Genomic DNA, 23,319 nt, shown 5'->3' on the forward strand with positions numbered 1-23,319 from the left:
CCATCTACTTCCATAGGAGTCTTTACATGCTACTTGCAGACAAAACCGTGATTATCACTGGCGCCTCCCGGGGCATCGGCCGTGCAGCCGCCCGCGAATGCGCACGCCAGGGGGCCCGGGTGGTGATCGGTCATAGCGGCAGCGGCCAAGGCACTGAAGCTGCCCATTCACTGATCGAAGAGATCAAGGCCTTTGGCGGCCAGGCCATTGAGGTGGGCAGCGATGCCGCCGATCCAGACACCGCAGACAAACTGGTTGCGGGCGCGCTCAAGGCCTTTGGCAGTGTCGACGTGTTCGTCAACAACGCAGGAATCTGCCCGTTCCACTCCTTTCTCGACATGCCTCGCGAGGTCTATCTGAAGACCGTCAACACCAACCTCAACGGCGCCTACTTTGCCGTGCAGGCAGCGGCCAACCAGATGAAAAACCAAGGCAAGGGTGGCGCGATCATCGCCGTCAGTTCCATCAGCGCCCTGGTGGGCGGCGCCATGCAAACCCACTACACGCCCACCAAGGCCGGCCTGCACTCATTGATGCAATCTTGCGCCATTGCCCTGGGGCCGTATGGCATTCGCTGCAACTCAGTGCTGCCGGGGACCATTGCCACCGACATCAACAAGGAAGACCTGGCCGACGAGGAAAAGCTGGCCTATATGACCTCGCGCACGCCCCTGGGCCGCCTGGGTGAACCGGACGATGTGGCCGGGCCCATCGTGTTCCTCGCCTCCGACATGGCGCGCTACGTGACCGGTGCATCCTTGCTGGTGGACGGCGGGTTGTTCGTGAACTTGCAGTAACTCACACCCAAACACCCTGTTCCCTGTAGGCGTCCCCCTCGCGCCTACAGGAGGACTGCGCACGCCTGAAACTTGAGTTTCACTTCTGATACAACAATAAAATCACGGAGCCCACCATGCGCACCGCCCTCAACTCCGACGAGGCTGGGGGAGCAAAGGGAAAACATCCCGGATAACGTCTTGAAACGACGTTAGAAAAGATCAATCCCAGTCAATTAGCCATCATTTACGACGGTGTAACCCTTTCCGAAAAAGGCACGCATTAATTGCCAACCTGAACAGCGTGTACTAAACCCTGTACAGCTTTTAATACAATAACAGGGGTACTCTCATGCGCACGAAACGGTTCTTTCCACAGCCTCGCCTGTTGGGAGTCGGTGTGCTTTCCCTTATAAGCCTGGCCGTGCAACAGGCCCAGGCAGCTTGCGTACTCACTCCCGGCCCAGGTGTCGACAGTTATGTATGCGACAGTGGCAGCAGCGCCACCGGCCTCACTGACCTGGTGGGCAACAACACCCTGACCCTGCCAGCCGGCGGCACTGGCACCATCAACGGCAACATCACCACCGGGCCCGGCGCCGACTTCGTCGACATGCACTCCGGGAACATTGTGGGAGCCGTGAACCAGGGCGACGGAAATGATCGCTTCCAGATCAGTGCCGGTACGGTCACCGGCGCAGTTTCCCAAGGCAATGGCATCGACGACTTTGTCATGAGTGGCGGGCAGATCCAGTCCCTCGCCCAAGGCGACGGCCGCGACACCTTCCTGATGAGCGACGGCACCATCGTGGGTGCCTTTGAAGACGGCGATGTGGCACAACAGACAGGCGGCACTATCGGGCGGGTCAACATGAAGCTCGACAAAAACATCTACCTCATGTCCGGCGGCACGATCCTCGGCAACCTCGTCACCGGGTTTGACATCGACAGGATCGAGGTCTCCGGCGGCGCCATCGGCGGCAATATCAGCACCAGCGGTGGCGACGACAGCATCACCGTCAGCGGTGGTGTAATTGACGGCGAGATCCGCGCCAGCGTCGGCAATGACACCTTCAACTGGCTCAATGGCGGCCAGATCAACTCAGCCGTGCTGATGGGCGATGGTAATGACACTGCGCAACTCAGCGGCCTGGACGAAAGCCTGTTGAGTACCACGCCGTCCATCGACGGTGGCCTGGGCGATGACCAATTGACCTTCGACAACACCACCTCCAGCACGGCCACCCGCTACATCGCCTGGGAAACCGTCAACCTAAACAACAACTCCCGCTTCGACCTGGCGGGGGACTTTTTCCTCGGTGACAGCGCCAGCGATACCGGCACGTTCTCCATCGACAGCAGCAGTGTGCTGGCCGTGACCCAAGGCAGTATCCGGCCCTACACCGCCGGCCAACTGGCCACCCTCAACAACGCCGGTACCATCGACATGACCACCACCAGCAACAGCGCCACCGACTCGCTGACGGTGCACGGCAACTATGTCGGCAACAACGGCCAGTTGTGGCTGCAAACCGTGCTCGGTGACGACAATTCAGCCACTGACAAACTGGTGGTCTCGGACGGCAACATCAGCGGCAACACCCAATTGGCGGTGACCAACCTTGGCGGCCTGGGTGGCCTGACGCTCAATAACGGGATTGAAGTGGTGCAGGCGCTCAACGGCGCCGTCAGCAGCACCGATGCCTTTGCCCTGAAAGGCTCGCTCTCGGCCGGGGCCTATCAGTACTACCTGTTCAAGGGCGGTGTGACCGCGGGTTCGGAAAACAACTGGTACCTGCGCTCCTCCGTGGTCGCGGTGCAACCGCCGGTGGTGCCAACGCCTCCGCCGGAACCACCAGTGGTGGTACCCGTGCCGCCGATTCCGCCGACGCCACCGGTGGTGGCACCCGACGAACCGCCCGTGGAGCCGCCGACCGCACAACCTGTCGCACCGGTCGAGCCCCCTGCTCCACCGCCCGTCCAGGTGCCAGCCGAAACCTCGCCGGAACCGGCCGTCACCACTCCGCCACTGCCGACGGCGGTTGCGGGCGCCGATCCGATCCCGCTGTATCGCCTGGAGGTGCCGGTGTATTCGGTGGTCGTGCCGGCGGCGCAGTTGATGACCTTGCAAGCGCTGGGCACCTTCCATGACCGCCAGGGCGAACAAAGCCTGTTGAGCGAAACCGGCGCGGTCCCGGCGGGTTGGGGCCGCACCTATGGCAGTGACTTCAACAAGAGTTGGTCGGGCACCGTATCACCCAGCTTCGACGGCTCTAGCAAGGGCTACCAGGTCGGCCATGACCTGTACGCCTCGGAAACCAGCGGTGGGCAGATCCAGCGCTTCGGCTTGTTTGTCGGCCAGACCCGCTTGCGGGGGGATGTCAAAGGCTTTGCCGAAGGCTTTCAGGACCGCCGCTCGGGCCGGGTCAAACTCGACGGCGATAACTTCGGCGCCTACTGGACCCTCACCGACCCCAAGGGCTGGTACGTGGACCTGGTGGCCATGGGCACCCGCCTGGATGGCGATAACAAATCTGACCGTGGCGTGAAAATGGACAGCAAGGGCCATGCCTTGGCGCTGTCTGCCGAAGCCGGTTATCCGATTGCAGTTTCCGAGCATTGGGTGGTGGAACCGCAGGTACAGGTGATCAACCAGCAGATCGATATGGACAGCCAGAACGACGGGATTTCCAAGGTGTCATTCGACTCCCAGGACTACTGGACCGGCCGCCTCGGCGCACGTCTGAAGGGTCGTTACCTGGTGCAAGACACGCCTGTCGAACCTTACTTGCGAGCGAACGCCTGGCGCACCTTTGGCGGCAGTGACACGGTGACTTACGACGATATTGACCGGATCAAAAGCGATCACAAATCCTCCTCTCTCGATCTCGGGATGGGCGTGGTTGCACGGTTGTCGTCTTCGGTCAGCGTCTACCTGGCGGCGGACTACAACACCAACCTGGACACCAATGCCCTGGAAGGTGTGAGTGGCAATGCAGGGGTGAGGGTGAGCTGGTAACCCCATCCAGGCAACTGATGGGGCCAAGACCGGTTCGCGCTCGCCTACCCAAGCGAACCGCTATACCCAACCCCCATCGACAATGAAGTTTTGCGCAGAGCACATCGCCGACACGTCAGACGCCAGGAACAGTGCCATATTGGCGATATGCTCAGGTTGCACGCTGCCCGGCAGGCATTGACTACGACTGATCAGCTCTCGCGCCGCGTCATCGACCCATAGCACCAGTTGCTTTTGCGTCATCACCCAGCCGGGAACCAGGGTGTTGACGCGGATATGCCAGGGCCCCAATTCCCGCGCCAGGCCACGGGTCATGCCGTGGGTTGCAGCTTTACTGGCCGCGTACACCGGGTAGCCGCCGGAAGCCATCATCCAGCCGATCGACCCCAGATTGATGATCGCGCCCTGCCCTGCAGCCTTCATCATCGGAACCACCGCCTGGCTGGCGAAAAAAGCGTGCTTGAGGTTCACCCCAATCAGCTTCTCGAACATCGCGGAGTCGATTTCCTCCAGGGTATGCCGAACATCATTGGCGGCATTGTTGATCAACACCGTGATCGGCCCCAGCGTTTGCGCCAAGTGCGCGATGGCGTCCTTGTAAGCGTGCTCATCGGTGATATCGCAGTGCACGAATTCGACGCGATGACCCTGGGTTAATAATTGCGCGGCCAGTCGCTCTCCTTGGCTTTTGGCCATGTCCACAAACCCGACCTTTGCGCCCTGGTGTGCAAAGGCACGCACCAACGCTTCGCCAATACCCGAGGCACCACCGGAAACCAATACGGTTTTTCCCTGCAGATCGGCATACACAGCCTGGGTGCCCGCAACCTTCTCATTGCTCATATGATGCTCGCCCTATCCAATTAGTCTTATTTTATATTGCAGAAAAGCCATTTATCCCTATAGATTTGCATGTCAACTGTACAACACCTGCAAATTAGTAGAACTATTCCACTCAAAAAAACAAAAGGAAGTTCAACCATGCCGCAATCCCGACACCTGCTTTCCAGCCTTGCCCTGTCCCTGATGATGGCCAGCCTAGGCGCCCAGGCCGCCGGCCTGTCCAGCGAACACAAACCCTTCGGCAAAACCAACGACGGTACCCCTATCGAACAATACGTGCTGCGTAACGGCAATGGCATGCAAGCCACGGTCATTACCTACGGCGGTGTCCTGCAATCGTTGATCGTGCCGGATAAAAACGGCCAGCTCGACGACGTGGTCCTGGGCTTTGACGATGTACAGGGCTACCAGAGTGGAACCGCCTTCTTCGGCGCCACCATCGGGCGCTTTGGCAACCGCTTGGCCAAGGGTGCCTTCGAACTGGACGGCAAGCGTTACCAGGTACCACTCAACGATGGCCCGAACTCACTGCATGGCGGCGCCCAGGGTTTCGACAAACACGTCTGGGAAGCCGAACCGGTCAAGCACAAAGACTCGGTGGGCGTGACGCTAAGCTACCTGTCCAAAGACGGTGAGATGGGCTTCCCCGGTAACTTGAAAACCCAGGTCACCTACCTCCTCAACGATAAAAACGAGTTGCACATCAACTACACCGCCACCACCGACAAACCCACGGTGCTCAACCTCACCAACCACAGCTACTTCAACCTCGCCGGCGCCGGTAATGGCGACATACTCAAACAACTTGCCACCCTGTACGCCGGCCACTACACACCGGTCAACAGTACCTTGATTCCAACCGGCGAGTTGGCCCCGGTCTCCGGCACACCGATGGACTTTCTACAACCAACCGCCATCGGCACGCACATCAAGGAAGATCATCCACAGCTCAAATTCGCCGAGCCAAAACAAGGTGGCTTTGACTTCAACTGGGTGCTGGATACCAAGGGTGACCTCAGCAAACTGGCCGCCGAGGTGCACGACCCGCAATCCGGGCGCCGCCTGCAGCTCTACACCACGGAACCCGGCGTGCAGTTCTACACCAGCAACTTCCTCGACGGCACGGTCAAGGGCAAGGCAGGCAAGACCTACAATCACTGGAGCGCGTTTACCCTGGAAACCCAGCACTACCCCGACGCGCCGAACCAGCCGAACTTCCCTTCGACCCGTCTGGATCCGGGGAAGACCTATACCCAGAACACTGTGTTCAAATTCTCCACCGACTGAGCCGGTCTATGAGCGTTCCCACGCAAAGCGTGGGAACGCTCAACATCGAAGTTTCAGCGTTGTTTCATGCGATCAATCACTACCGCCAGCAACAGGATCGAACCACGGATCACATACTGGTAGAACGTATCGATGTTTTTCAGGTTCATCGCATTTTCGATGATCGCCAGAATCAGTACCCCGGCAATCACATGGCGAATCATGCCGATACCGCCGCTCAACGACACGCCGCCCAGCACGCAGGCAGAAATCACCGTCAACTCAAACCCCTGGCCAATCATCGGCTGGCCGGAGGTCATGCGCGATGCCAGGATCACGCCGGCCAATGCCCCGATCACGCCATGCACCGCGAAGATAATGATCTTGGTCCGATCGACGTTGACCCCCGCCAACAGCGCCGCTTCCGGGTTGCCACCGATGGCCAGGGTGTTGCGCCCGTAGGTCGTGTAGTTGAGCAGCCAGCCAAAAAACACGAAGCAGGCAATGGTGATCAGGATCGGTACTGGCACGCCAAACAACTGACCATTGCCATAGACGAAGAACTGCTCCTGGGATACGCCGACCGCCTTGCCATTGGCAAAGATATAGGCCAGGCCACGCACGATTTGCATGGTCGCCAAGGTGGTGATCAAAGCATTGACCCGCAGCTTGGCAATCACGATCCCGTTGATCAACCCAACGATAAGCCCCATCAACAATGCCGCGCCAATGCCCAGCAAAACGCTGTCGGTATCACGCATCACGATCGCCGCCACCACTCCGGCACAGGCAATCACCGAACCGACCGACAAGTCGAAATGCCCTGATGCCAGGCAATACAGCATGGTGCAGGCTGCGATACCCACGGTGGAGATCGCAAGGCCCAAGCCGCGCATGTTCAGCGGTGACAGGAAGTTATCAATGAGCAAGGCACAGAGTAAAAAGATCCCTGCCGCTGCCATCAACATCGCCCAATTGTCGAGCAGCCCGCGCAGGTCAAGGGGTTTGCGCGCCGTGGGCAACGCATTGTTTTGGGTTGTCATATTCACCTCTTCAGTTCGCCAGGCCGTCGGCGCGTTGGCGCGGCAAAGCCAGTTGCAGCAGATTGGATTCAGTGGCCTGCTCGCGGCTTTTTTCGCCGCGCATCGTGCCTTCGCACAGCACCAGGATGCGGTCGGAGATGCCCATCACTTCCATCAGGTCGCTGGACACCACAATCACCGCAATGCCGCTGGCCGCCAGGTTATGGATGATCTGGTAAATCTCGGCCTTCGCGCCGATATCGATACCGCGGGTCGGCTCGTCGAGCAGCAGCACTTTCATCGGCATCGACAACCAGCGGCCAAGAATGGCCTTCTGTTGATTGCCGCCGGACAGGTACATGATTTTCTGCGCAGCTGTCGGCGTTTTGACTTTCAGCGCCTTGATCTGCTTGTCGGCGTTGCCCTTCTCCCAGCCGTCACGTAGCAGCCAGCCAAACGCCGAATGCTTGCCACGGGCACTGATGTTGATGTTTTCGGCGACGCTGGAAAGCGGGATGATGCCTTCCTTCTTGCGATCCTCAGGGCACAGCAGCACACCACCGTTGATGGCATCGCGCGGTGAACGTAACAGCAGCTTTTCGCCGCACAATTCCAGGTGCCCGGCGCTCGTACGCTCCAACCCGCTGAGCAGCCGCAACAGCTCGGTACGCCCTGCGCCCACCAGCCCGAACAGCCCCAGGATCTCGCCCTTGTGGACTTTGAAACTGACCGGCTCGCGTAAACCCGGGCCAAATACACCGTCAACCTTGAGTGCCACCTCGCCGCGCGCGCGTGCACGGTAGTCGTAGATGTCCTGGATATCACGGCCGACCATGCAGGTAACCAGTTGATCGTGGCTCAGCGTGCTCATGTCTTCGAACGTGCGCACGTAGCGACCGTCCTTGAACACGGTCACTGCATTACAAATGCGAAAAACTTCTTCCATGCGATGGGAGACGTACAGCACCACTTTGCCCTCGTCTCGCAGGCGCGTGATGATGGCCATCAACCGGTCGATTTCCCGCGCCGACAGGCTGCTGGTAGGTTCGTCGAACGCGATCACATAGGCACCACGGGACAAGGCCTTGGCGATCTCCACCAGTTGGCGCTGGCCCAGGGACAAGCGGCCGAGCTTCTCCTGCGGATCGATTTCATCGGCCAGGCCCTTGAGGCAGGCCAGCGCCTGTTTGCGCAGCAAGCCGCGGTTCACCACGCCAAAGCGCGACGGCAAATGCCCGAGGAACAGGTTTTCCGCAACGGTCATTTCCGGCACCAGGTGCAGTTCCTGGTGAATCACCGCCACGCCGCTGGCAATGCTGTCGGCGGCGCATTTGAAGGCCATGGTCTGCTCGCCGATTTGTAGCGTGCCACTGCTCGGGATGTAGGCACCGCCAAGGATCTTGAGCAAGGTCGATTTGCCGGCGCCGTTCTCGCCCATCAAGGCGTGCACCTGCCCTGGGTGAGCGGTAAAGCTGATGGCGTCCAATGCCTTGACCCCGGGAAAGGTCTTGCCGATGCCGTTGAAGCACAGGCTGGCACCGGCCATATGTGGTTGTGTTTCTGGTTGCGCGTGCATAACTACCTCATCACCGCGATCAGGCAGCCCCGTTTCCAGGGCTGCCAGGGAAGACAACCGGCCTTAGTTCCACAGACCGATCTTTTCCAGCTCCTGCTTGAAGTTGTCGCGGGTGATCAGGGTCACCTCGTCCATCGCGGTGTATTTCTGCGGCTCCTTACCGGTGGTGACCCAGTCGAACATCATCTTCGCGGTGTTGTAGCCTTCAAGGTGCGGGCTAGGCAGCATCGAACCGAAAAAACCGCTGTTGGCTTTCTTCAATTCGCCGATGGCATCGGTACCATTGATGCCGATACCGATCACATTGGCGGCGGCGAAACCGGCGCTTTCGGTGGCGCGCACGCCGCCCAGCACGGTGTTGTCGTTCATGCCGCCGATGATCAGGTTTTTCGCACCACTGGGCAACTTGACCAATGCCGAGTTGGTGGCGTCCATGCTGCCTGGAACGTCCAGGGTTTTCAGGGCTGCGGTGAGAATGTGGTCTTCAGGAATGCCAGCTTCTTTCAAGGACTGAATCGAGCCGTCGGTGCGCTTTTTGCCGGTATCCAGTTCGTTGTAGGTAGTGACCACCGCATAGGTGTCTTTCCAATCCCAACCGCGTTTTTTCGCTTCGGCGGCCATTGCGGCGCCCTGCTTCTGGCCGACTTCGAACGCGGCCATGCCCAGGTACGGCACGTCCTCCATAAACTGGCCTTTGGCATCGACAAAACGATCATCCACGGCGATCACTTTCAAACCATTGGCCTTGGCCTTGGCCACGATGGCCGGGCCCAGGGACACGTCCGGCGGGCAGATCACAAAGCCCTTGGCACCGTTGGCGGCCAGGCTGTCAATGGCCGCCAGGGTTTTCTCGCCATCCGGCACGGCGATCTTGATCACGGTGAAACCATGCTCTTTGCCAGCCTTTTCGGCAAAGGCCCACTCGGTCTGGAACCACGGTTCTTCGGCCTGCTTGACCAGAAAACCGATTTTCACTTCTTCAGCGGCCAGCAACAACCCGCTCAAGCTCATGGCCGAGACTGCCACTGCGGCGCAGCACAGGGAACGGATACCACGACGACGATTCATAGGGTGACTCCTTGTTGTTGTTGTTTTCTGTGGGAGCGGGCTTGCTCGTGAAAAACCTGGAGGCACCCCGTTCATTCAAGGTGCCCGCATTATCGTTGACGTTTTTCGCGAGCAAGCTCGCTCCTACAGTTTGGGGTTTTATCCGGCAAATCGATGACAGCGTTTTCCAGGTATATCGACCTCGATGGCCAGCACCGCGCCGTCCAACGGGTGATTCAATGGACTGGCAGCGCTGGTGATGTACAGGGTGGTGAGGTCCGGGCCGCCAAATACACAACTGGTGGGCCGGCTGACGGGCAACTCGATCACCCGGTCGACCTCACCACCGGGGGTCAACCTGAGCAGGCAACTGCCATCCCAGCGGGCGTTCCAGATGTAGCCTTCGGCGTCCATCGCCGAACCGTCCGGGCCGCCGCGTGGGTACGGGCCGAACCACACACGCGCCGGAGCAAGGTGGCCGTCGGGCTGGATTGAATACTGATACAGCGTGCCATCCAGGCTGTCGCCAAAATGCACCTGGGTAGCGTCGTCACTCCACAACAAGGTGTTGGGAATGCCCAGCCCTTCCAGCAAAGGCGTTACCCGCGCATCCGCATCGACCCGGAACAAGCCACCGGATCGCTGCAGCACAGGCAAATCCTCACCCTGTTCGCCAATGTTGTTCTGCATGGTGCCCAGCCACAGCCGGCCCTGGGCATCACAGCGGGCTTCGTTGCCACGGTTGCCCGGTTGTGGATCGGCGACACAAAACAAGTTCAGGCGCGGCGCCGATTGCTCGCAGGTCAGATCGAGACGATAGACACCGCTGCTCATGGTCAGCAGCGCATCACCGCTTGCGCACGGGATAAACGCTGACGCGTGCTCCGGCAACTGCCAGGCTTGCAGGCTATCGCCCATCAGGCGCAACGCCTGTTTCCCGGCAATATCCACCCAATACAGGGCCTGGGTAGGGGCGTCCCAGAACGGCCCCTCGCCCAATTTCGCACGGTGTGCGGTGACGGCGTTACACGACATGAAGCCTCCTGGATTGTTGTTGTTCTCAGGTACATGCTCTTAGGTAGAAGGGCCGCGCGTTACAACGGTTCGCGGGATGGCACACCATCCACCAACCGCTGAATGCGCAACGGGTTGGCATTTTTCAACGCATCGGGCAGCAGGCTATCAGGGTAATTCTGGAAGCACACGGGGCGCAGGAAGCGGTCGATAGCCAGGGTGCCTACCGAGGTACCACGGGCATCGGAGGTAGCAGGATAAGGCCCGCCGTGGACCATCGAATCACACACCTCGACGCCGGTCGGATAACCGTTGAGCAGGATGCGGCCGACTTTCTGTTCCAGCAAGGGCGTCAGTTCGGCGAACTGTTGCAGGTCAGCGGACTCACCGATGATCGTCGCCGTCAACTGGCCGTGCAGCCCTTTGAGCGCCGCACTGAGTTGCGCCTGATCAGCCACTTCAACGAATATAGTGGTCGGCCCGAACACTTCTTCTTGCAGCACTTCATCGCCATTGATCAGCAGGCCGGCATCGGCCTTGAACAGCTGTGGCTGTGCCTGGCTGCCCGCTTGGGGGTTGCCGGCCAGATGCTCGATGCCGGTGTGCGCCAGCAGCTTTTGCAAGCCTTTGCCATAACTGCTCAAGGTTCCGGCGTTGAGCATGGTTTGTACCGGTTGGTCAGCGATCAGTTGCGCTACCTGCCGGGTGAACGCCGTGAACTGTGGCGAGGCGATACCGATCACCAAACCGGGATTGGTACAGAACTGTCCGCACCCCTGCACCACCGAAGCCGTCAGGTCCCGGGCGACAGTTTCTGCCCGCGCCTGCAACGCCTGGGGCAGCACGATCACCGGGTTGATGCTCGACATCTCGGCAAACACCGGGATCGGTTGCGGGCGTGCCGCTGCCATATCACACAACGCTCGCCCACCCTTGAGCGACCCGGTGAAACCGACCGCCTGGATCGCCGGGTGCTTGACCAGTGCTTCACCCACCCCGGCGCCGAAGATCATGTTGAACACACCGTCCGGCATACCGGTGGTTTGCGCCGCGCGCAGGATTGCATCGGCAACGTGTTCGGCAGTTGCCATGTGCCCGCTGTGAGCCTTGAACACCACCGGGCAACCAGCCGCCAGCGCCGCTGCGGTGTCACCGCCGGCAGTTGAGAACGCCAAGGGAAAGTTACTGGCACCAAACACCGCCACCGGCCCCAGGCCAATACGGTATTGACGCAAATCCGGACGCGGTTGCGGTTGACGATCAGGCAGCGCCTTGTCGATACGTGCACCGTAGAAATCACCGCGACGCAGTACATTGGCGAACAGGCGCATCTGGCCACTGGTACGGCCGCGCTCGCCTTTGATGCGGGCTGCGGGCAGCGCGGTTTCACGGCAGACCAGTTCGACGAAGTCATCGCCCAACGCGTCCAGCTCATCCGCCACCGCTTCGAGGAATTGCGCACGACGCTGGGCACTCAAGGTGCGATAGGACGGGTAAGCCGCTGCGGCAGCCTTGGCCGCGGCGTCTACTTCCTGCAAGGTGGCCTGGTAGAACGTGTGGGGCAAGGTTTCACCGGTACTGGCATCGACGCTGTGCAGCGTGATGGTGCCGGTGGCACTGCGCTGGCCGCCGATGTAGTTGTGGCCGAGAAACTGGGACATGTGGGTCTCCTTAAAGCGTGATGACGTTACCGGGCTCGAACACCGCGTCGACCTTGCCGACACCATTGATCAGTGGCGCGCCGAACTCCGCCTGGCTGATCTCGAACACATCCCCCGGTTGGGTACGTATACCGTCGGCGAATGACAAGGTAGCGGTGCCGAAGAAGTGAATGTGCACATCCCCCGGCTTGAGGAACTGACTGTATTTGAAATGATGGTACTCAAGGTTTTCCAGACTGTGGCACATGTTGGCTTCGCCACTGAGAAATTCGTTTTCCCAGATAACCTCGCCTTCACGCAAGATGCGACTGGTACCGACCAGGTGCTGGGGCAGTTCACCCACCCGCAGTTCAGGACCATAACTGCAATTGCGCAATTTGGAATGTGCCAGATACAGGTAGTTCTTGCGCTCCATCACATGGTCGGAGAATTCATTGCCCACGGCAAACCCCAGGCGATAAGGCTTGCCGTCGTGGCCGATGACATACAGGCCGCCGATTTCCGGCTCTTCGCCGGCGTCTTCGGCAAACGGCGGCACCGCGAATGCCTGGCCCGGGCGCACGACGATGCTGCCGTCGCCCTTGTAGAACCATTCCGGTTGCACGCCGGCCTGGCCGGAGGCCGGTTTACCGCCCTCCACGCCCCATTTGAAGATGCGCATGGTGTCAGTCATTGCGCTGTCGTCACCGGCCTGCTGATGCATCTTGTCCCGCGCAGAAGCACTGCCCAGGTGGGTCAGACCGGTGCCGCTGACCAGCATATGCGCAGGGTCCGGGTGGTCCAGCGGCGGCAATATTTTAAGCGCGGCCAGCAGTTCGGCGTAGTCGTGACTGTCACCCAGGCCGAAAGCCTGGACCTGTTGTTGCAAATCAACGCCCCCCTCGATGGCCGCCAATGCCAGCTCGCGCGTGGTGAGGGCGTGCTGCACTTCACGTACCCGATTGCCCTCGACCACGCCCACTCGACGCTCGCCATTCCTCAATTCGAACTGAACTAAACGCATGAATCTTCTCCTGATGGTCGATTAAGTACGCGTGGCGCCGCGAGCACTGGCGGCAAACTGATCCTGCGGCAGCGCGTGTTTACGCTCCAGCAGCCGATAGACCACACCCGTCAGCAGCAAACCGAACACCATCACGCAAGACAGGAAATACAACCCCGACGACAGGTTGCCGGTGTATTCCTTGAGCGCGCCGATCACGAACGGCCCGATGTAGCCACCCAGATTGCCCACCGAGTTGATCAACGCAATGCCTGCTGCCGCACTCGCGCCGGCGAAGAAGCGCCCTGGCAAGGTCCAGAACACCGCAGTACAAGAAAACAGTGCAAACGCCACCAGGCACAGCGCCGCCAATTGCAGTACCGGCACCGTCAGCCAGGCACTGAGGAACAGGCCGATCGCCCCCAGCACATAAAGTACTGCCAGGTGACCATAACGATCATTGAGGCGATCGGAACTGCGGGGAATGATCAGCAAACCGATAATTCCGAAGATATACGGCACCGACGACACGAACCCGGTAGTCAGGTCGCTGCCACCGAATTGCTTGATCAAGGTCGGCAGCCACAGGCCCAGGCCATAAATGCTCAACGTCACGGGCAGGTAGAACAACGCCAGCAGCAATACCCGTTTGTCCTTGAGGGCGTGCAAGGGGTTGCCGTGGCGCGTCTGGCCGTAGGCTTGCAGGTCCTTGTTAAGCTCGCCGGTCAACCAGTCCTTTTCGGCCTGATCCATCCATTTGACGTGCTGCGGACCGTCGGGCAAGTAACGCAGCACCGGCCAGGTCAGCAGAATCGCAGGGGTGCCGATGACGATGAACAGCCACTGCCAGCCATGCAGGCCAAGAATCCCATCCATGCCCAGCAGGCCGCCAGACACAGGGCCGGTGATCATCATCGCAATGGGTTGGGACAGGATGAACAGGCCGAGGATCTTGCCGCGATGGCGCACCGGGAACCATTGGGTGATGTAGTAGAGAACGCCCGGGAAGAACCCGGCTTCCGCTGCGCCGAGTAGAAAGCGCATCACGTAGAAGCTGTGAGGCCCTTGGACAAATGCCATGCCGATGGTGATGGCGCCCCAAGTGACCATGATGCGCGCGAACCAACGCCGTGCGCCGAAGCGGTCAAGCATCAAGTTGCTGGGAATTTCCAGGAGGAAATAGCCGATGAAGAACAGGCCGGCCCCCAACCCATAAGCCGCATCACCGATGCCGACATCGGCGCCCATGTGCAATTTGGCAAAACCTACGGCCGAGCGATCTACGTAGGCGATCAGATACAGCAGGATCAGGAAGGGAATCAGCTTCAGCGTAATGCGACGAATAAGCCGCAATTCCTGGCTCATGGGGTCGGTCTCCGATTGTTGTTTTTATAGAAGCTCAGGGGATGCCTCTCGCGGAAATCCGTCAGGGTCATACCTCAGGTGTAAACCGACTATATAGTATTACTATTTGCTCAACAACACTTCCAAACCGAAGATTTTACGCTTATGTTAGCGGCATATAGAACATATAGTCATACAATAAGAGAAGTGATCATGTCTGATAAAAAGCCCGGCCTGCGCTCCGCCCAGTGGTTTGGTACTGCCGATAAAAACGGCTTCATGTACCGCAGCTGGATGAAAAATCAGGGAATTGCCGACCATCAATTTCATGGCAAGCCGATCATCGGGATCTGCAACACCTGGTCGGAACTGACTCCGTGTAACGCGCACTTCCGGCAGATTGCCGAGCACGTCAAACGCGGCGTGATCGAGGCCGGTGGCTTTCCGGTGGAGTTCCCAGTGTTCTCCAACGGCGAGTCGAACCTGCGCCCCACCGCCATGCTCACCCGCAACCTGGCCAGCATGGACGTCGAGGAAGCCATTCGCGGCAACCCAATCGACGGTGTGGTGCTGTTGACCGGCTGCGACAAGACCACCCCGGCGTTGTTGATGGGCGCCGCCAGCTGCGACGTCCCGGCCATCGTCGTCACCGGTGGGCCGATGCTCAACGGCAAGCACAAGGGCCAGGATATCGGCTCGGGCACTGTGGTGTGGCAACTCAGCGAGCAGGTCAAGGCTGGCACTATTACCCTCGACGACTTTCTCGCGGCTGAAGGCGGCATGTCTCGTTCGGCAGGTACCTGCAATACCATGGGCACCGCCTCGACAATGGCCTGCATGGCCGAAGCGCTCGGCACCTCCCTGCCCCACAACGCGGCGATTCCGGCAGTCGACGCGCGCCGTTACGTACTGGCGCACATGTCTGGCATGCGTGCAGTCGAAATGGTGCGTGAAGACTTGAAACTGTCGAAGATCCTCACCAAGGAGGCTTTCGAAAATGCCATTCGCGTCAACGCGGCCATCGGTGGTTCGACCAATGCGGTGATTCACCTGAAAGCCATCGCCGGACGCATCGGCGTCGAGCTCGACCTGGACGACTGGACCCGCATGGGGCGTGGCATGCCGACCATCGTCGACCTGCAACCGTCCGGGCGCTTCCTGATGGAAGAGTTCTACTATGCCGGCGGCCTGCCGGCGGTACTGCGCCGCCTCGGTGAAGCCAACCTGATCCCCCACCCGAACGCCTTGACCGTCAACGGCAAGTCGCTCGGCGACAACACCAAGGACGCGCCGATCTACGGCCAGGATGAAGTGATCCGCACCCTCGACAACCCGATCCGCGCCGACGGCGGTATCTGCGTACTGCGGGGCAATCTGGCGCCTCTCGGTGCAGTGCTCAAGCCTTCCGCCGCCAGCGCTGAACTGATGCAGCATCGCGGCCGAGCCGTGGTGTTCGAGAACTTCGACATGTACAAGGCCCGGATCAACGACCCGGAACTGGACGTCGACGCCAACTCGATCCTGGTGATGAAAAACTGCGGCCCCAAGGGTTACCCCGGCATGGCGGAGGTGGGCAACATGGGCTTGCCAGCCAAGTTGCTGGCCCAGGGCGTGACCGACATGGTGCGTATTTCCGATGCGCGTATGAGCGGTACTGCGTACGGCACCGTGGTGCTGCACGTGGCACCGGAAGCCGCGGCTGGAGGGCCGTTGGCCACGGTGCAGGAAGGCGACTGGATCGAACTCGATTGCGCCAATGGACGCCTGCACCTGGACATTTCGGACGCCGAACTGGCAGCACGCATGGCCGACCTGAAGCCGCCGCAACAATTGATCGTGGGCGGTTATCGCCAGTTGTATATCGACCACGTACTACAAGCGGACCAAGGCTGCGACTTCGACTTCCTGGTAGGTTGCCGTGGGGCCGAAGTCCCGCGTCATTCCCACTAATAGGGAGGGGAGGAATGCTATGATGCGCTGTATTTAGCCAGAGCAACCTCCCTGTTATGGATCACCAGCCGCCCAAGCCACGCAAGAGCATGCATGCCCAGATCGTTCAAGACTTGGGCATGCACATTGTCTCCGGACGCTTCAAGCCGGAAGAACGCTTACCCATGGAGGCAACGCTCTGCGAAGAATACAAAGTCAGTCGGTCGGTGCTGCGCGAAGCCACCCGCGTGCTGAGCGCCAAGGGGCTGGTGTACTCCAAGCCACGGGTCGGTGCAGTGGTAAGGCCGCGCCTGAAATGGCACTTGCTTGATCCCGATGTGCTGTCGTGGCTGATGCAGTCAACGCCCCACAGCGAGTTTTTCAACACATTGGCGGGTGTGCGCCGAATTCTCGAACCGGAAATTGCCGCCATGGCCGCCACCACCGCGACCGATGCTGACATCGCGATCATCGAAAAAGCCTACCAGGCCATGGAGACGGCACAGACTCACGAAGACCTGTTGCAGGCGGACCTGGATTTTCACCGGGCCATCGCCGACGCCACCCGCAATGACTTGCTCGCCTACATGTGCAACATGCTGTCGCTGCCGCTTCGCGAGTCGATCAACATCACCAACCGGCGCCCCGATATCCAACGGCTCAGCCTGCCCCGGCACAAGGCAATACTGACCGCCATCAAGAACCGCGACGCCCTCGGTGCCCGACACGCCTCGCTGGTGCAACTGGACGATACCCGGGTTGCCCTCGACACCGTAATGAATGTGCTGACCCCTCTGTAGCCAGACGGTATCTACAGAAACCAGGCTTTTCAGCAAGTCTGTAGATACCTATGGCTACCGCAGGCAAACCACAACAGCTCTACTCGGTTACTGGGCGCCGAGGGCCTTGATCAGCACATCCAGTTGTTCCACTTCCTCGGGCAGCAGATCGGTCAGTGGCGCACGCACCGGGCCGGCATCGTGGCCCACCAGGCGAGCACCCGCCTTGACGATGCTCACGCCATAGCCTTCGCAGCGGTTGCGAATTTCCAGGTACGGCAGAAAGAAGTCATCGATCAAACGCCCGACCGTGGCGTGGTCATCGGCTGCCACGGCACGGTAGAACTCCATGGCGGTTTTCGGTATGAAGTTGAACACTGCCGATGAATACACCGGTACCCCCAGTGCTTTGTAGGCAGCCGCATAGACTTCTGCGGTGGGCAAGCCGCCGAGGTAAGTCAGGCGCTCGCCCAGGCGGCGACGAATAGCGACCATCGGCTCGACTTCACCAATGCCGTCCTTGAAACCGATCAGGTTCGGGCAACGCTCAGCCAATTGCTCCAAGCTGTCGGCATTCAACCGGCACAGGTTGCGGTTGTAGACCACCACACCGAAGTCCACCGAGTTGCACACCTGTTCGACGTGAGCCACCAAGCCTTTCTGGCTGGCTTCAGTGAGGTAATGCGGCATCAGCAGGATGCCGGCGGCGCCCAGCCGCTCGGCTTCCTGGGCATAGGCGATGGCCTGCCGGGTCGGGCCACCGGCCCCGGCCAGGATCGGTACCCGGCCTTTGCAGGTATCTACCGCAGTCTTGATGATTGACGTGTATTCCCCTGGTTCCAGGGAGAAAAACTCTCCAGTGCCACCGGCCGCGAATAATGCACTGGCACCGTAGGGGGCCAACCATTCCAGGCGACGGGCGTAGGTATCGGCGCGAAAGTCCCCCGCTGCGTCAAAGTCGGTCACAGGAAACGACAGCAAGCCGGAAGACAGGACAGTTTTTAATTCTTGTGGAGTCATGGTTTCACAAACCTCGGATCGAAAAATGATAAGGCACCTCAAGAGGTACGTTATCGTACAACCTATAGATAGACAAAGCTATGCATTAGGACTTCCGCGTGAAGTCAGTCGAGAAAATCCATAAAATACAGGTCACTAGGCCTATTCACACAAAAGCAAGGAAGACGGCAAGTCGCATAGTGATACGACAACATGCCGCCCTGCCTCCCGATTGAAGTCAGGACCTGACCACACCATTTAAAGACGGGCTCACTGCACAGGGTCAACCACAGCAGTCATGCGGGGCACTCGCTACGACACCTGAGCATTGCACTGATAAAGGATTCGGTAATCACTTGTGGCCGAGTTATCGCGCCGCCTACCACAACAATATCGGCGCCTAGCTGGAGTACGCGACAAGCGTGTTCAGGGTTGCCGATCCCCCCTTCAGCAACCAATGGGCATTGGGTAACGACCCGCCGTATTGCTGTGAAGTGTGAAAAATCGTCCTGGGACAATTTTTTTCCTGCCGTGTTTTGTGTGGCCCCATAGGCGGCTGTGGAGATGCAATCAAATTTCAAAGACTGTACATAAATAGCTTCTTCGACCGTTGCAATTTCAGCCATCAGCAACAGATGTGGGTACTCAGAGCGTATCGCCTCAAGAAAGTCCTCCAGTGATTCCCCGTTGGGACGCCTGCGATCCGTTGCATCAAGCCCGATCATATCCGGGGACTCAGCCATCAAGGCTGCTATCTCTGAAATAGTCGGTGTCAACGTGATAGATGATTCAGGGTAGCCAGCCGTCAAGACACCTATTATAGGTAACGCCACACGGCTCTTAATTGCAGAAATATCGGATATTCCGTTGGCAATAATGCCTACCGCCCCCGCTTCGGCCGCCGCCAATGCCATAGCGCTCATATGCACGGAGCCATGTAACGGCTCATGCTCCAGTGCCTGGCACGACACAACGAGCCCTCCTATTACCTTGTCAAATATCGAGCTGCTTACCATCTAGATTTCTTCCTGAAAAGTTATTCCCTGGCATTTATAACGTTATTGCTTCATTCATTTTTCTACAGCCGCAATGTTTACCCGCGAAGGCTAGCCCACTCGATGAAACCACCTAGATCAAATGGAAATATAAAACATGCAAAACCAGCCTAAAGCCTTGCATATAACACAAGCAAAATAAGCAACACGATTATATTTCCTTTTATTCCTTGCAAGAAAAAAAACTTAACCTACAGTTCTTGCAAGATCTACGGAGGCAAAAAAATACACCATTGACATGCGCGACGAAAGACACTAGGACGGCTGTACTTTAAAAGGAATTATAAATGACAAGTCAATTTGATGAACTGGCAGCACTCTATGACAATATGGCTGAATGGCCATTTAGAAAGCACTGTGAAATCCCTTCTGTGTTGGATGTGCTCGGTGATGTGTCAGGACTAAGCATTTTTGACTTCGGCTGCGGCAATGGCCTTTATTCACGCATTCTAAAAAAACACGGAGCCAAAAAAGTAGTTGGCTACGACCAGTCAATTGGAATGCTTGATTATGCAAGGCGCCGGGAGGAAAAAGAACAACTGGGGATTGAATTCACCTCCACTGTAAGCCCAGACCTTTTAAACCAATTCGACTTGGTTATCTCTATATACGTCCTTCCGTATGCGTCGAACACTCAAGAACTCAATGCCATGTGTCAAAGCATGGCGTCTCTGCTTAAACCAGGCGGAAGATTAATCACGCTGCCCATTCACCCCGATTACAATCCAAACCCAAACTACTATGAAGCTTATGGGTTTCGCCTTGCGCCAGTACACGAACATCACACAGATGACGCCTCTGTCGTTACTTTAGATTTATGCCACCCACCCTATGACGCACAGGTAAAGGCTTACTACTGGACTGCCGACACGCTAGAAAACGCTTTAACCCGGGCCGGGTTCAAAACCATACACTGGCGAAAACACCACATCAATACAAGCGGACTCGAGCTATTAGGGCAGCCCTACTGGAAAAACTATATAGATTCTCCCCATGCGGCCATCATAGACTGTATTATTGGAAACTAGCATGAGTGCCTTAACTCATACTGATAAAATAATTCGCAGAAGCGAATTAAAATCCAATATTTCTTGCTCGACCCCCTACATTGACCGACATGAATGGGACGGCCTGATAACCGATGAGAATTTTTACAACTCATATGAATGGCTTGCAAGTTTAGAGCATGCACAAGGCCCCACAGAGGCTCTGACAGTCTATGGATCTTCTGGGCTATTAGCCGGCTGTGCACTTTGGGCTGGAGAACCAGAAGCTGCCATGTTCAGTACCCAGGCACTTTTTCCAAAGATGCCAGACCAGTGGGGCAATGATTTCCTGTGGGGTGGCGCACGCCGCAGCACTCATAATGAGCTCGTTTGTACTCACGGAACGCGCCGTCAAGAAGTACTTCGTCATGTATTTTATGCTGCTCAAGAACACGCGAGCGAACAAAAGCTTTCTGGATTCCTCATCCCGTACATGCCTCTGCAAAAGGCTCTGGAAATCGTCGACTGCGTACCAGAGACCCACGCCCTGCTGCATGCCGCAGAGGCGATGATGCCTGTGCCTGCCGGAGGGTTGGCAGAAATGCTTGAGTCCTGGAACTCTCATGACCGCATACGGAGCAAGGCAGAAATAGCGGCATTTAAAAAGTATGAAAACAAGGTCAGGTGGCTTCCATTGACCAGCGACCTTGACGAAAGTATCGCCACGCTAATAACCAACAACCGAAACAAATATGGATCCCCTCAAGACAAACAATGGATCATTAAAAACCTGCAAGGGCAAAGAAAATCCGGTGTCATTCATAGCGCGATCGCTGTATTTGCCGAACGGGGAAACCGGGTATCGGCTGTAACTGTATTCTATAAATTTGGTCAATCCCTGCATGCCCGGTATTTCGGTTCCGACTATACCCTGTCAGACAATGACTTTCGTTACTTCGTGCTGACCTATTACCTTTCGTTGGACTACGCAGCATTTCACGGCCTTAAGAAGTGCTGTCTTTCCACCTCTGCGCTGGAAGCAAAAGCCAAGCGCGGAAGTTTGATCGAACCTTTAGCTACCGTTGTTATTTATTGCAAAGGCTCACTGGACCAGCATGCGGTTCGCCAGCACAACGCTCTGTTCACCCAAGATTACAAGCAGCGGTTCAAGTCCAGCTTAAGTGCAGACTGGAAGCTTATAACAGATTAGCAAAAGGAGATTGACATGCTGCACCTTATCTACCTGCTTCGCCCTAATGCCAAAGCCAGATCCAACCACGCAGCATTCTGGGACTGGGTCAGGGAACGGGAGACTTGGTTTTATGATGGGCTGGACATGGCTTTTGACCCTCGATGGTATGTGCAAACCATTGCCCCCGAAGTGCACTCGATTGAGCACTGGATATCATTTAAAGATGAGGCGGCTTGGGGGGCATACCGCAAGGCCGTTTCAGCGCGCTCTCATATCGCGGAGTGGGAAAAGAAACGTGTTGAGCAAGATGAGTGGTGGGAAATCCTGGAAGCCCGCTTATTGAACGACGCTCCCGTACCAAGAAGACAGACGCTATGAAACTATCTTTAGCTGAGCGATGCGACAGGCTGTTGCATACCACACGCTTTATAACATTGGCGACTGCCTCGGCCCACGGCGCGCCGTGGGCATCCACGGTAAACTATGTGTATCGAACCGAGACCGAAAGCCTTTTATGGTACTCAATGTCTGACTCACTGCACTCACGAAACATCGAACAAGAACCCAATATATCAGGTTCTATATTCAGAACCGACTTAGGTGACTCCGCTCCGCCGGTCGGGCTTGATGGCATACAACTTTCCGGGTTTGCACGCGCAATACCTGATAACGAAATAGAGATCGTTCACAAGGACTACTACCGGATCAATTTCCCGGATAAAGACACCAGAGAGCAATGGATGCTACCGCTGTCCGATTTCAATAAGTCCGCAAAGCGAAGTTTTTACGAGCTTAGGATAAGGCAACTTTGGCTTTTGGACCTGGAGCGTTGGTCTTATGATAAAAATGACCAACGCATCGAGGTGCTACTTCCGCTTTCGAAAACGAACTGAATAATCTACTCCAACTAGAGCGTGGAACACCTGAAAGCACAAACTTCCTTGCACAGCTTCCAGCACTACGTTCAGCCGCCCAGTCAGTCGTGGCCCATCTTCCAGTAACGTAACCTCGCACCCCAAAGCTTGGGCCGTGGTTACGACTGGAGCAGCAGCCCCCCTCTCTTGATTGATCACCCCCATCGTAAAGACGGCGCTTTGAATGCGCCCGCACGATTGCGCCGTGCCTTTTATCACCGTCCGACTAGAAACTTATTCCAAAGACTTGTGCTCACAGTATTATGGTATACCATAAGACGAACAAGCATTCAGCCTACGGAGCAGCTCATGAGTTTCGAAATCCGCAAGATCGTCAGCTATGTCGAAGAAACCTTTATCGAAGGCGGCAAAGCCACTGATACGCCAGTGACTATGGTCGGCCTGGCCGTAGTGATGAAAAACCCTTGGCTCGACCGCAGTTTCGTTGAAGACCTGAAACCGGAAATTCGCGCCAACTGCTCTGATCTCGGCGCGCTGATGGTCGAACGCCTAGTGGGCATCATTGGCGGTGCCGAGAAGATCGAAGCCTACGGTAAGGCCGCGGTGGTCGGCGCCGACGGCGAAATAGAACACGCCTCCGCAGTGATCCACACCCTGCGCTTCGGCAATCACTACCGTGAAGCGGTCAAGGCCAAGAGCTACCTGAGTTTCACCAACAAACGCGGCGGCCCTGGCACCTCGATTCAGATCCCGATGATGCATAAAGATGACGAAGGCTTGCGTTCGCACTACATCACCCTGGAAATGCAGATCGAAGATGCGCCGCGTGCCGACGAAATCGTTGTGGTTCTGGGTTGTGCCGATGGCGGCCGCCTGCACCCACGCATCGGCAACCGTTATATCGACCTGGAAGAACTGGCTGCCGAGAACGCCCAGTAATTGCGAACATGGCAA

20 protein-coding genes are annotated in these 23,319 nt (G+C 57.7%); 10 read left to right on the forward strand and 10 right to left on the reverse strand.

The genetic code is table 11. The features are described from left to right. Positions 1 to 26 precede the first annotated feature (26 nt). Positions 27 to 797: an L-rhamnose 1-dehydrogenase Lra1 gene (gene lra1, locus GIR22_RS01650; protein WP_154741608.1), complete on the forward strand. Its 771-nt coding sequence runs from the start codon at positions 27 to 29 to the stop codon at positions 795 to 797. 331 nt (positions 798 to 1,128) lie between these two features. Continuing rightward, entirely contained in the window at positions 1,129 to 3,795 is a 2,667-nt protein-coding gene (locus tag GIR22_RS01655) for an autotransporter family protein (RefSeq protein ID WP_154741609.1), read from the forward strand. Between the two features lie 60 nt (positions 3,796 to 3,855). On the opposite strand, the gene GIR22_RS01660 is transcribed toward GIR22_RS01655, so the two are convergent. Further along, positions 3,856 to 4,638 carry an SDR family NAD(P)-dependent oxidoreductase gene (locus GIR22_RS01660; protein ID WP_154741610.1) on the reverse strand — a complete coding sequence of 261 codons (783 nt, stop codon included), beginning with the start codon at positions 4,636 to 4,638 and terminating at the stop codon, positions 3,856 to 3,858. Between the two features lie 138 nt (positions 4,639 to 4,776). On the opposite strand from GIR22_RS01660, the gene GIR22_RS01665 reads away from it, so the two are divergent. Beyond that, positions 4,777 to 5,925 (forward strand): aldose epimerase family protein, encoded by a 1,149-nt coding sequence (locus GIR22_RS01665; protein WP_154741611.1) that lies wholly within the window; start codon positions 4,777 to 4,779, stop codon positions 5,923 to 5,925. A gap of 53 nt (positions 5,926 to 5,978) precedes the next feature. Here the strand turns inward: GIR22_RS01665 and araH are convergent, their stop codons facing one another. The 7 genes from araH to GIR22_RS01700 form a co-directional block, all read right to left on the reverse strand. Continuing rightward, positions 5,979 to 6,947 carry an L-arabinose ABC transporter permease AraH gene (gene araH, locus GIR22_RS01670; protein ID WP_154741612.1) on the reverse strand — a complete coding sequence of 323 codons (969 nt, stop codon included), beginning with the start codon at positions 6,945 to 6,947 and terminating at the stop codon, positions 5,979 to 5,981. A gap of 10 nt (positions 6,948 to 6,957) precedes the next feature. Continuing rightward, complete coding sequence (gene araG / locus GIR22_RS01675; RefSeq protein ID WP_154741613.1) at positions 6,958 to 8,502, reverse strand: L-arabinose ABC transporter ATP-binding protein AraG; 1,545 nt, start codon at positions 8,500 to 8,502, stop codon at positions 6,958 to 6,960. 63 nt (positions 8,503 to 8,565) lie between these two features. After that, entirely contained in the window at positions 8,566 to 9,570 is a 1,005-nt protein-coding gene (locus GIR22_RS01680; protein WP_154741614.1) for a substrate-binding domain-containing protein, read from the reverse strand. Between the two features lie 138 nt (positions 9,571 to 9,708). Beyond that, the gene (locus GIR22_RS01685) at positions 9,709 to 10,584 is read right to left on the reverse strand and encodes an SMP-30/gluconolactonase/LRE family protein (RefSeq protein WP_154741615.1); all 876 of its coding nucleotides are present in this window, start codon (positions 10,582 to 10,584) and stop codon (positions 9,709 to 9,711) included. 59 nt (positions 10,585 to 10,643) lie between these two features. After that, on the reverse strand, positions 10,644 to 12,224 hold the full coding sequence (locus GIR22_RS01690) for an aldehyde dehydrogenase (NADP(+)) (protein ID WP_154741616.1): 1,581 nt from the start codon (positions 12,222 to 12,224) through the stop codon (positions 10,644 to 10,646). Between the two features lie 10 nt (positions 12,225 to 12,234). Then, on the reverse strand, positions 12,235 to 13,227 hold the full coding sequence (gene araD1 / locus GIR22_RS01695; RefSeq protein ID WP_154741617.1) for an AraD1 family protein: 993 nt from the start codon (positions 13,225 to 13,227) through the stop codon (positions 12,235 to 12,237). Positions 13,228 to 13,248: 21 nt separating this feature from the next. Beyond that, a complete protein-coding gene (locus GIR22_RS01700; protein WP_154741618.1) occupies positions 13,249 to 14,571 on the reverse strand; it encodes an MFS transporter in 1,323 nt (440 codons plus the stop codon). Positions 14,572 to 14,763: 192 nt separating this feature from the next. On the opposite strand from GIR22_RS01700, the gene GIR22_RS01705 reads away from it, so the two are divergent. Further along, positions 14,764 to 16,500 (forward strand): IlvD/Edd family dehydratase, encoded by a 1,737-nt coding sequence (locus tag GIR22_RS01705; protein ID WP_154741619.1) that lies wholly within the window; start codon positions 14,764 to 14,766, stop codon positions 16,498 to 16,500. 56 nt (positions 16,501 to 16,556) lie between these two features. Next, positions 16,557 to 17,279 (forward strand): FadR/GntR family transcriptional regulator, encoded by a 723-nt coding sequence (locus tag GIR22_RS01710; RefSeq protein ID WP_154741620.1) that lies wholly within the window; start codon positions 16,557 to 16,559, stop codon positions 17,277 to 17,279. Between the two features lie 87 nt (positions 17,280 to 17,366). Here GIR22_RS01710 and kdgD read toward each other — a convergent pair whose 3' ends face one another. Then, the gene (kdgD, locus tag GIR22_RS01715; protein WP_154741621.1) at positions 17,367 to 18,278 is read right to left on the reverse strand and encodes a 5-dehydro-4-deoxyglucarate dehydratase; all 912 of its coding nucleotides are present in this window, start codon (positions 18,276 to 18,278) and stop codon (positions 17,367 to 17,369) included. Positions 18,279 to 18,553: 275 nt separating this feature from the next. After that, positions 18,554 to 19,273: an N-acetylmannosamine-6-phosphate 2-epimerase gene (locus GIR22_RS01720; protein ID WP_154741622.1), complete on the reverse strand. Its 720-nt coding sequence runs from the start codon at positions 19,271 to 19,273 to the stop codon at positions 18,554 to 18,556. 326 nt (positions 19,274 to 19,599) lie between these two features. On the opposite strand from GIR22_RS01720, the gene GIR22_RS01725 reads away from it, so the two are divergent. The 5 genes from GIR22_RS01725 to GIR22_RS01745 all read left to right on the forward strand — a co-directional run bounded on the left by GIR22_RS01725 (position 19,600) and on the right by GIR22_RS01745 (position 23,304). Next, positions 19,600 to 20,340, forward strand: coding sequence for a class I SAM-dependent methyltransferase (locus GIR22_RS01725; protein ID WP_154741623.1), 741 nt, complete (start codon positions 19,600 to 19,602; stop codon positions 20,338 to 20,340). A 1-nt stretch (position 20,341) separates the two neighbouring features. Next, on the forward strand, positions 20,342 to 21,508 hold the full coding sequence (locus tag GIR22_RS01730; RefSeq protein WP_154741624.1) for a peptidogalycan biosysnthesis protein: 1,167 nt from the start codon (positions 20,342 to 20,344) through the stop codon (positions 21,506 to 21,508). Positions 21,509 to 21,523: 15 nt separating this feature from the next. Beyond that, positions 21,524 to 21,868 carry a hypothetical protein gene (locus GIR22_RS01735; protein WP_154741625.1) on the forward strand — a complete coding sequence of 115 codons (345 nt, stop codon included), beginning with the start codon at positions 21,524 to 21,526 and terminating at the stop codon, positions 21,866 to 21,868. Continuing rightward, entirely contained in the window at positions 21,865 to 22,383 is a 519-nt protein-coding gene (locus tag GIR22_RS01740) for a pyridoxamine 5'-phosphate oxidase family protein (protein WP_154741626.1), read from the forward strand. The genes GIR22_RS01735 and GIR22_RS01740 overlap by 4 nt, the downstream gene beginning before the upstream one ends. 330 nt (positions 22,384 to 22,713) lie before the next feature. Beyond that, a complete protein-coding gene (locus GIR22_RS01745; RefSeq protein ID WP_154741627.1) occupies positions 22,714 to 23,304 on the forward strand; it encodes an amino acid synthesis family protein in 591 nt (196 codons plus the stop codon). Positions 23,305 to 23,319: the final 15 nt, after the last annotated feature.

This window comes from Pseudomonas karstica, assembly GCF_009707515.1.
GTDB lineage: Bacteria > Pseudomonadota > Gammaproteobacteria > Pseudomonadales > Pseudomonadaceae > Aquipseudomonas > Aquipseudomonas karstica.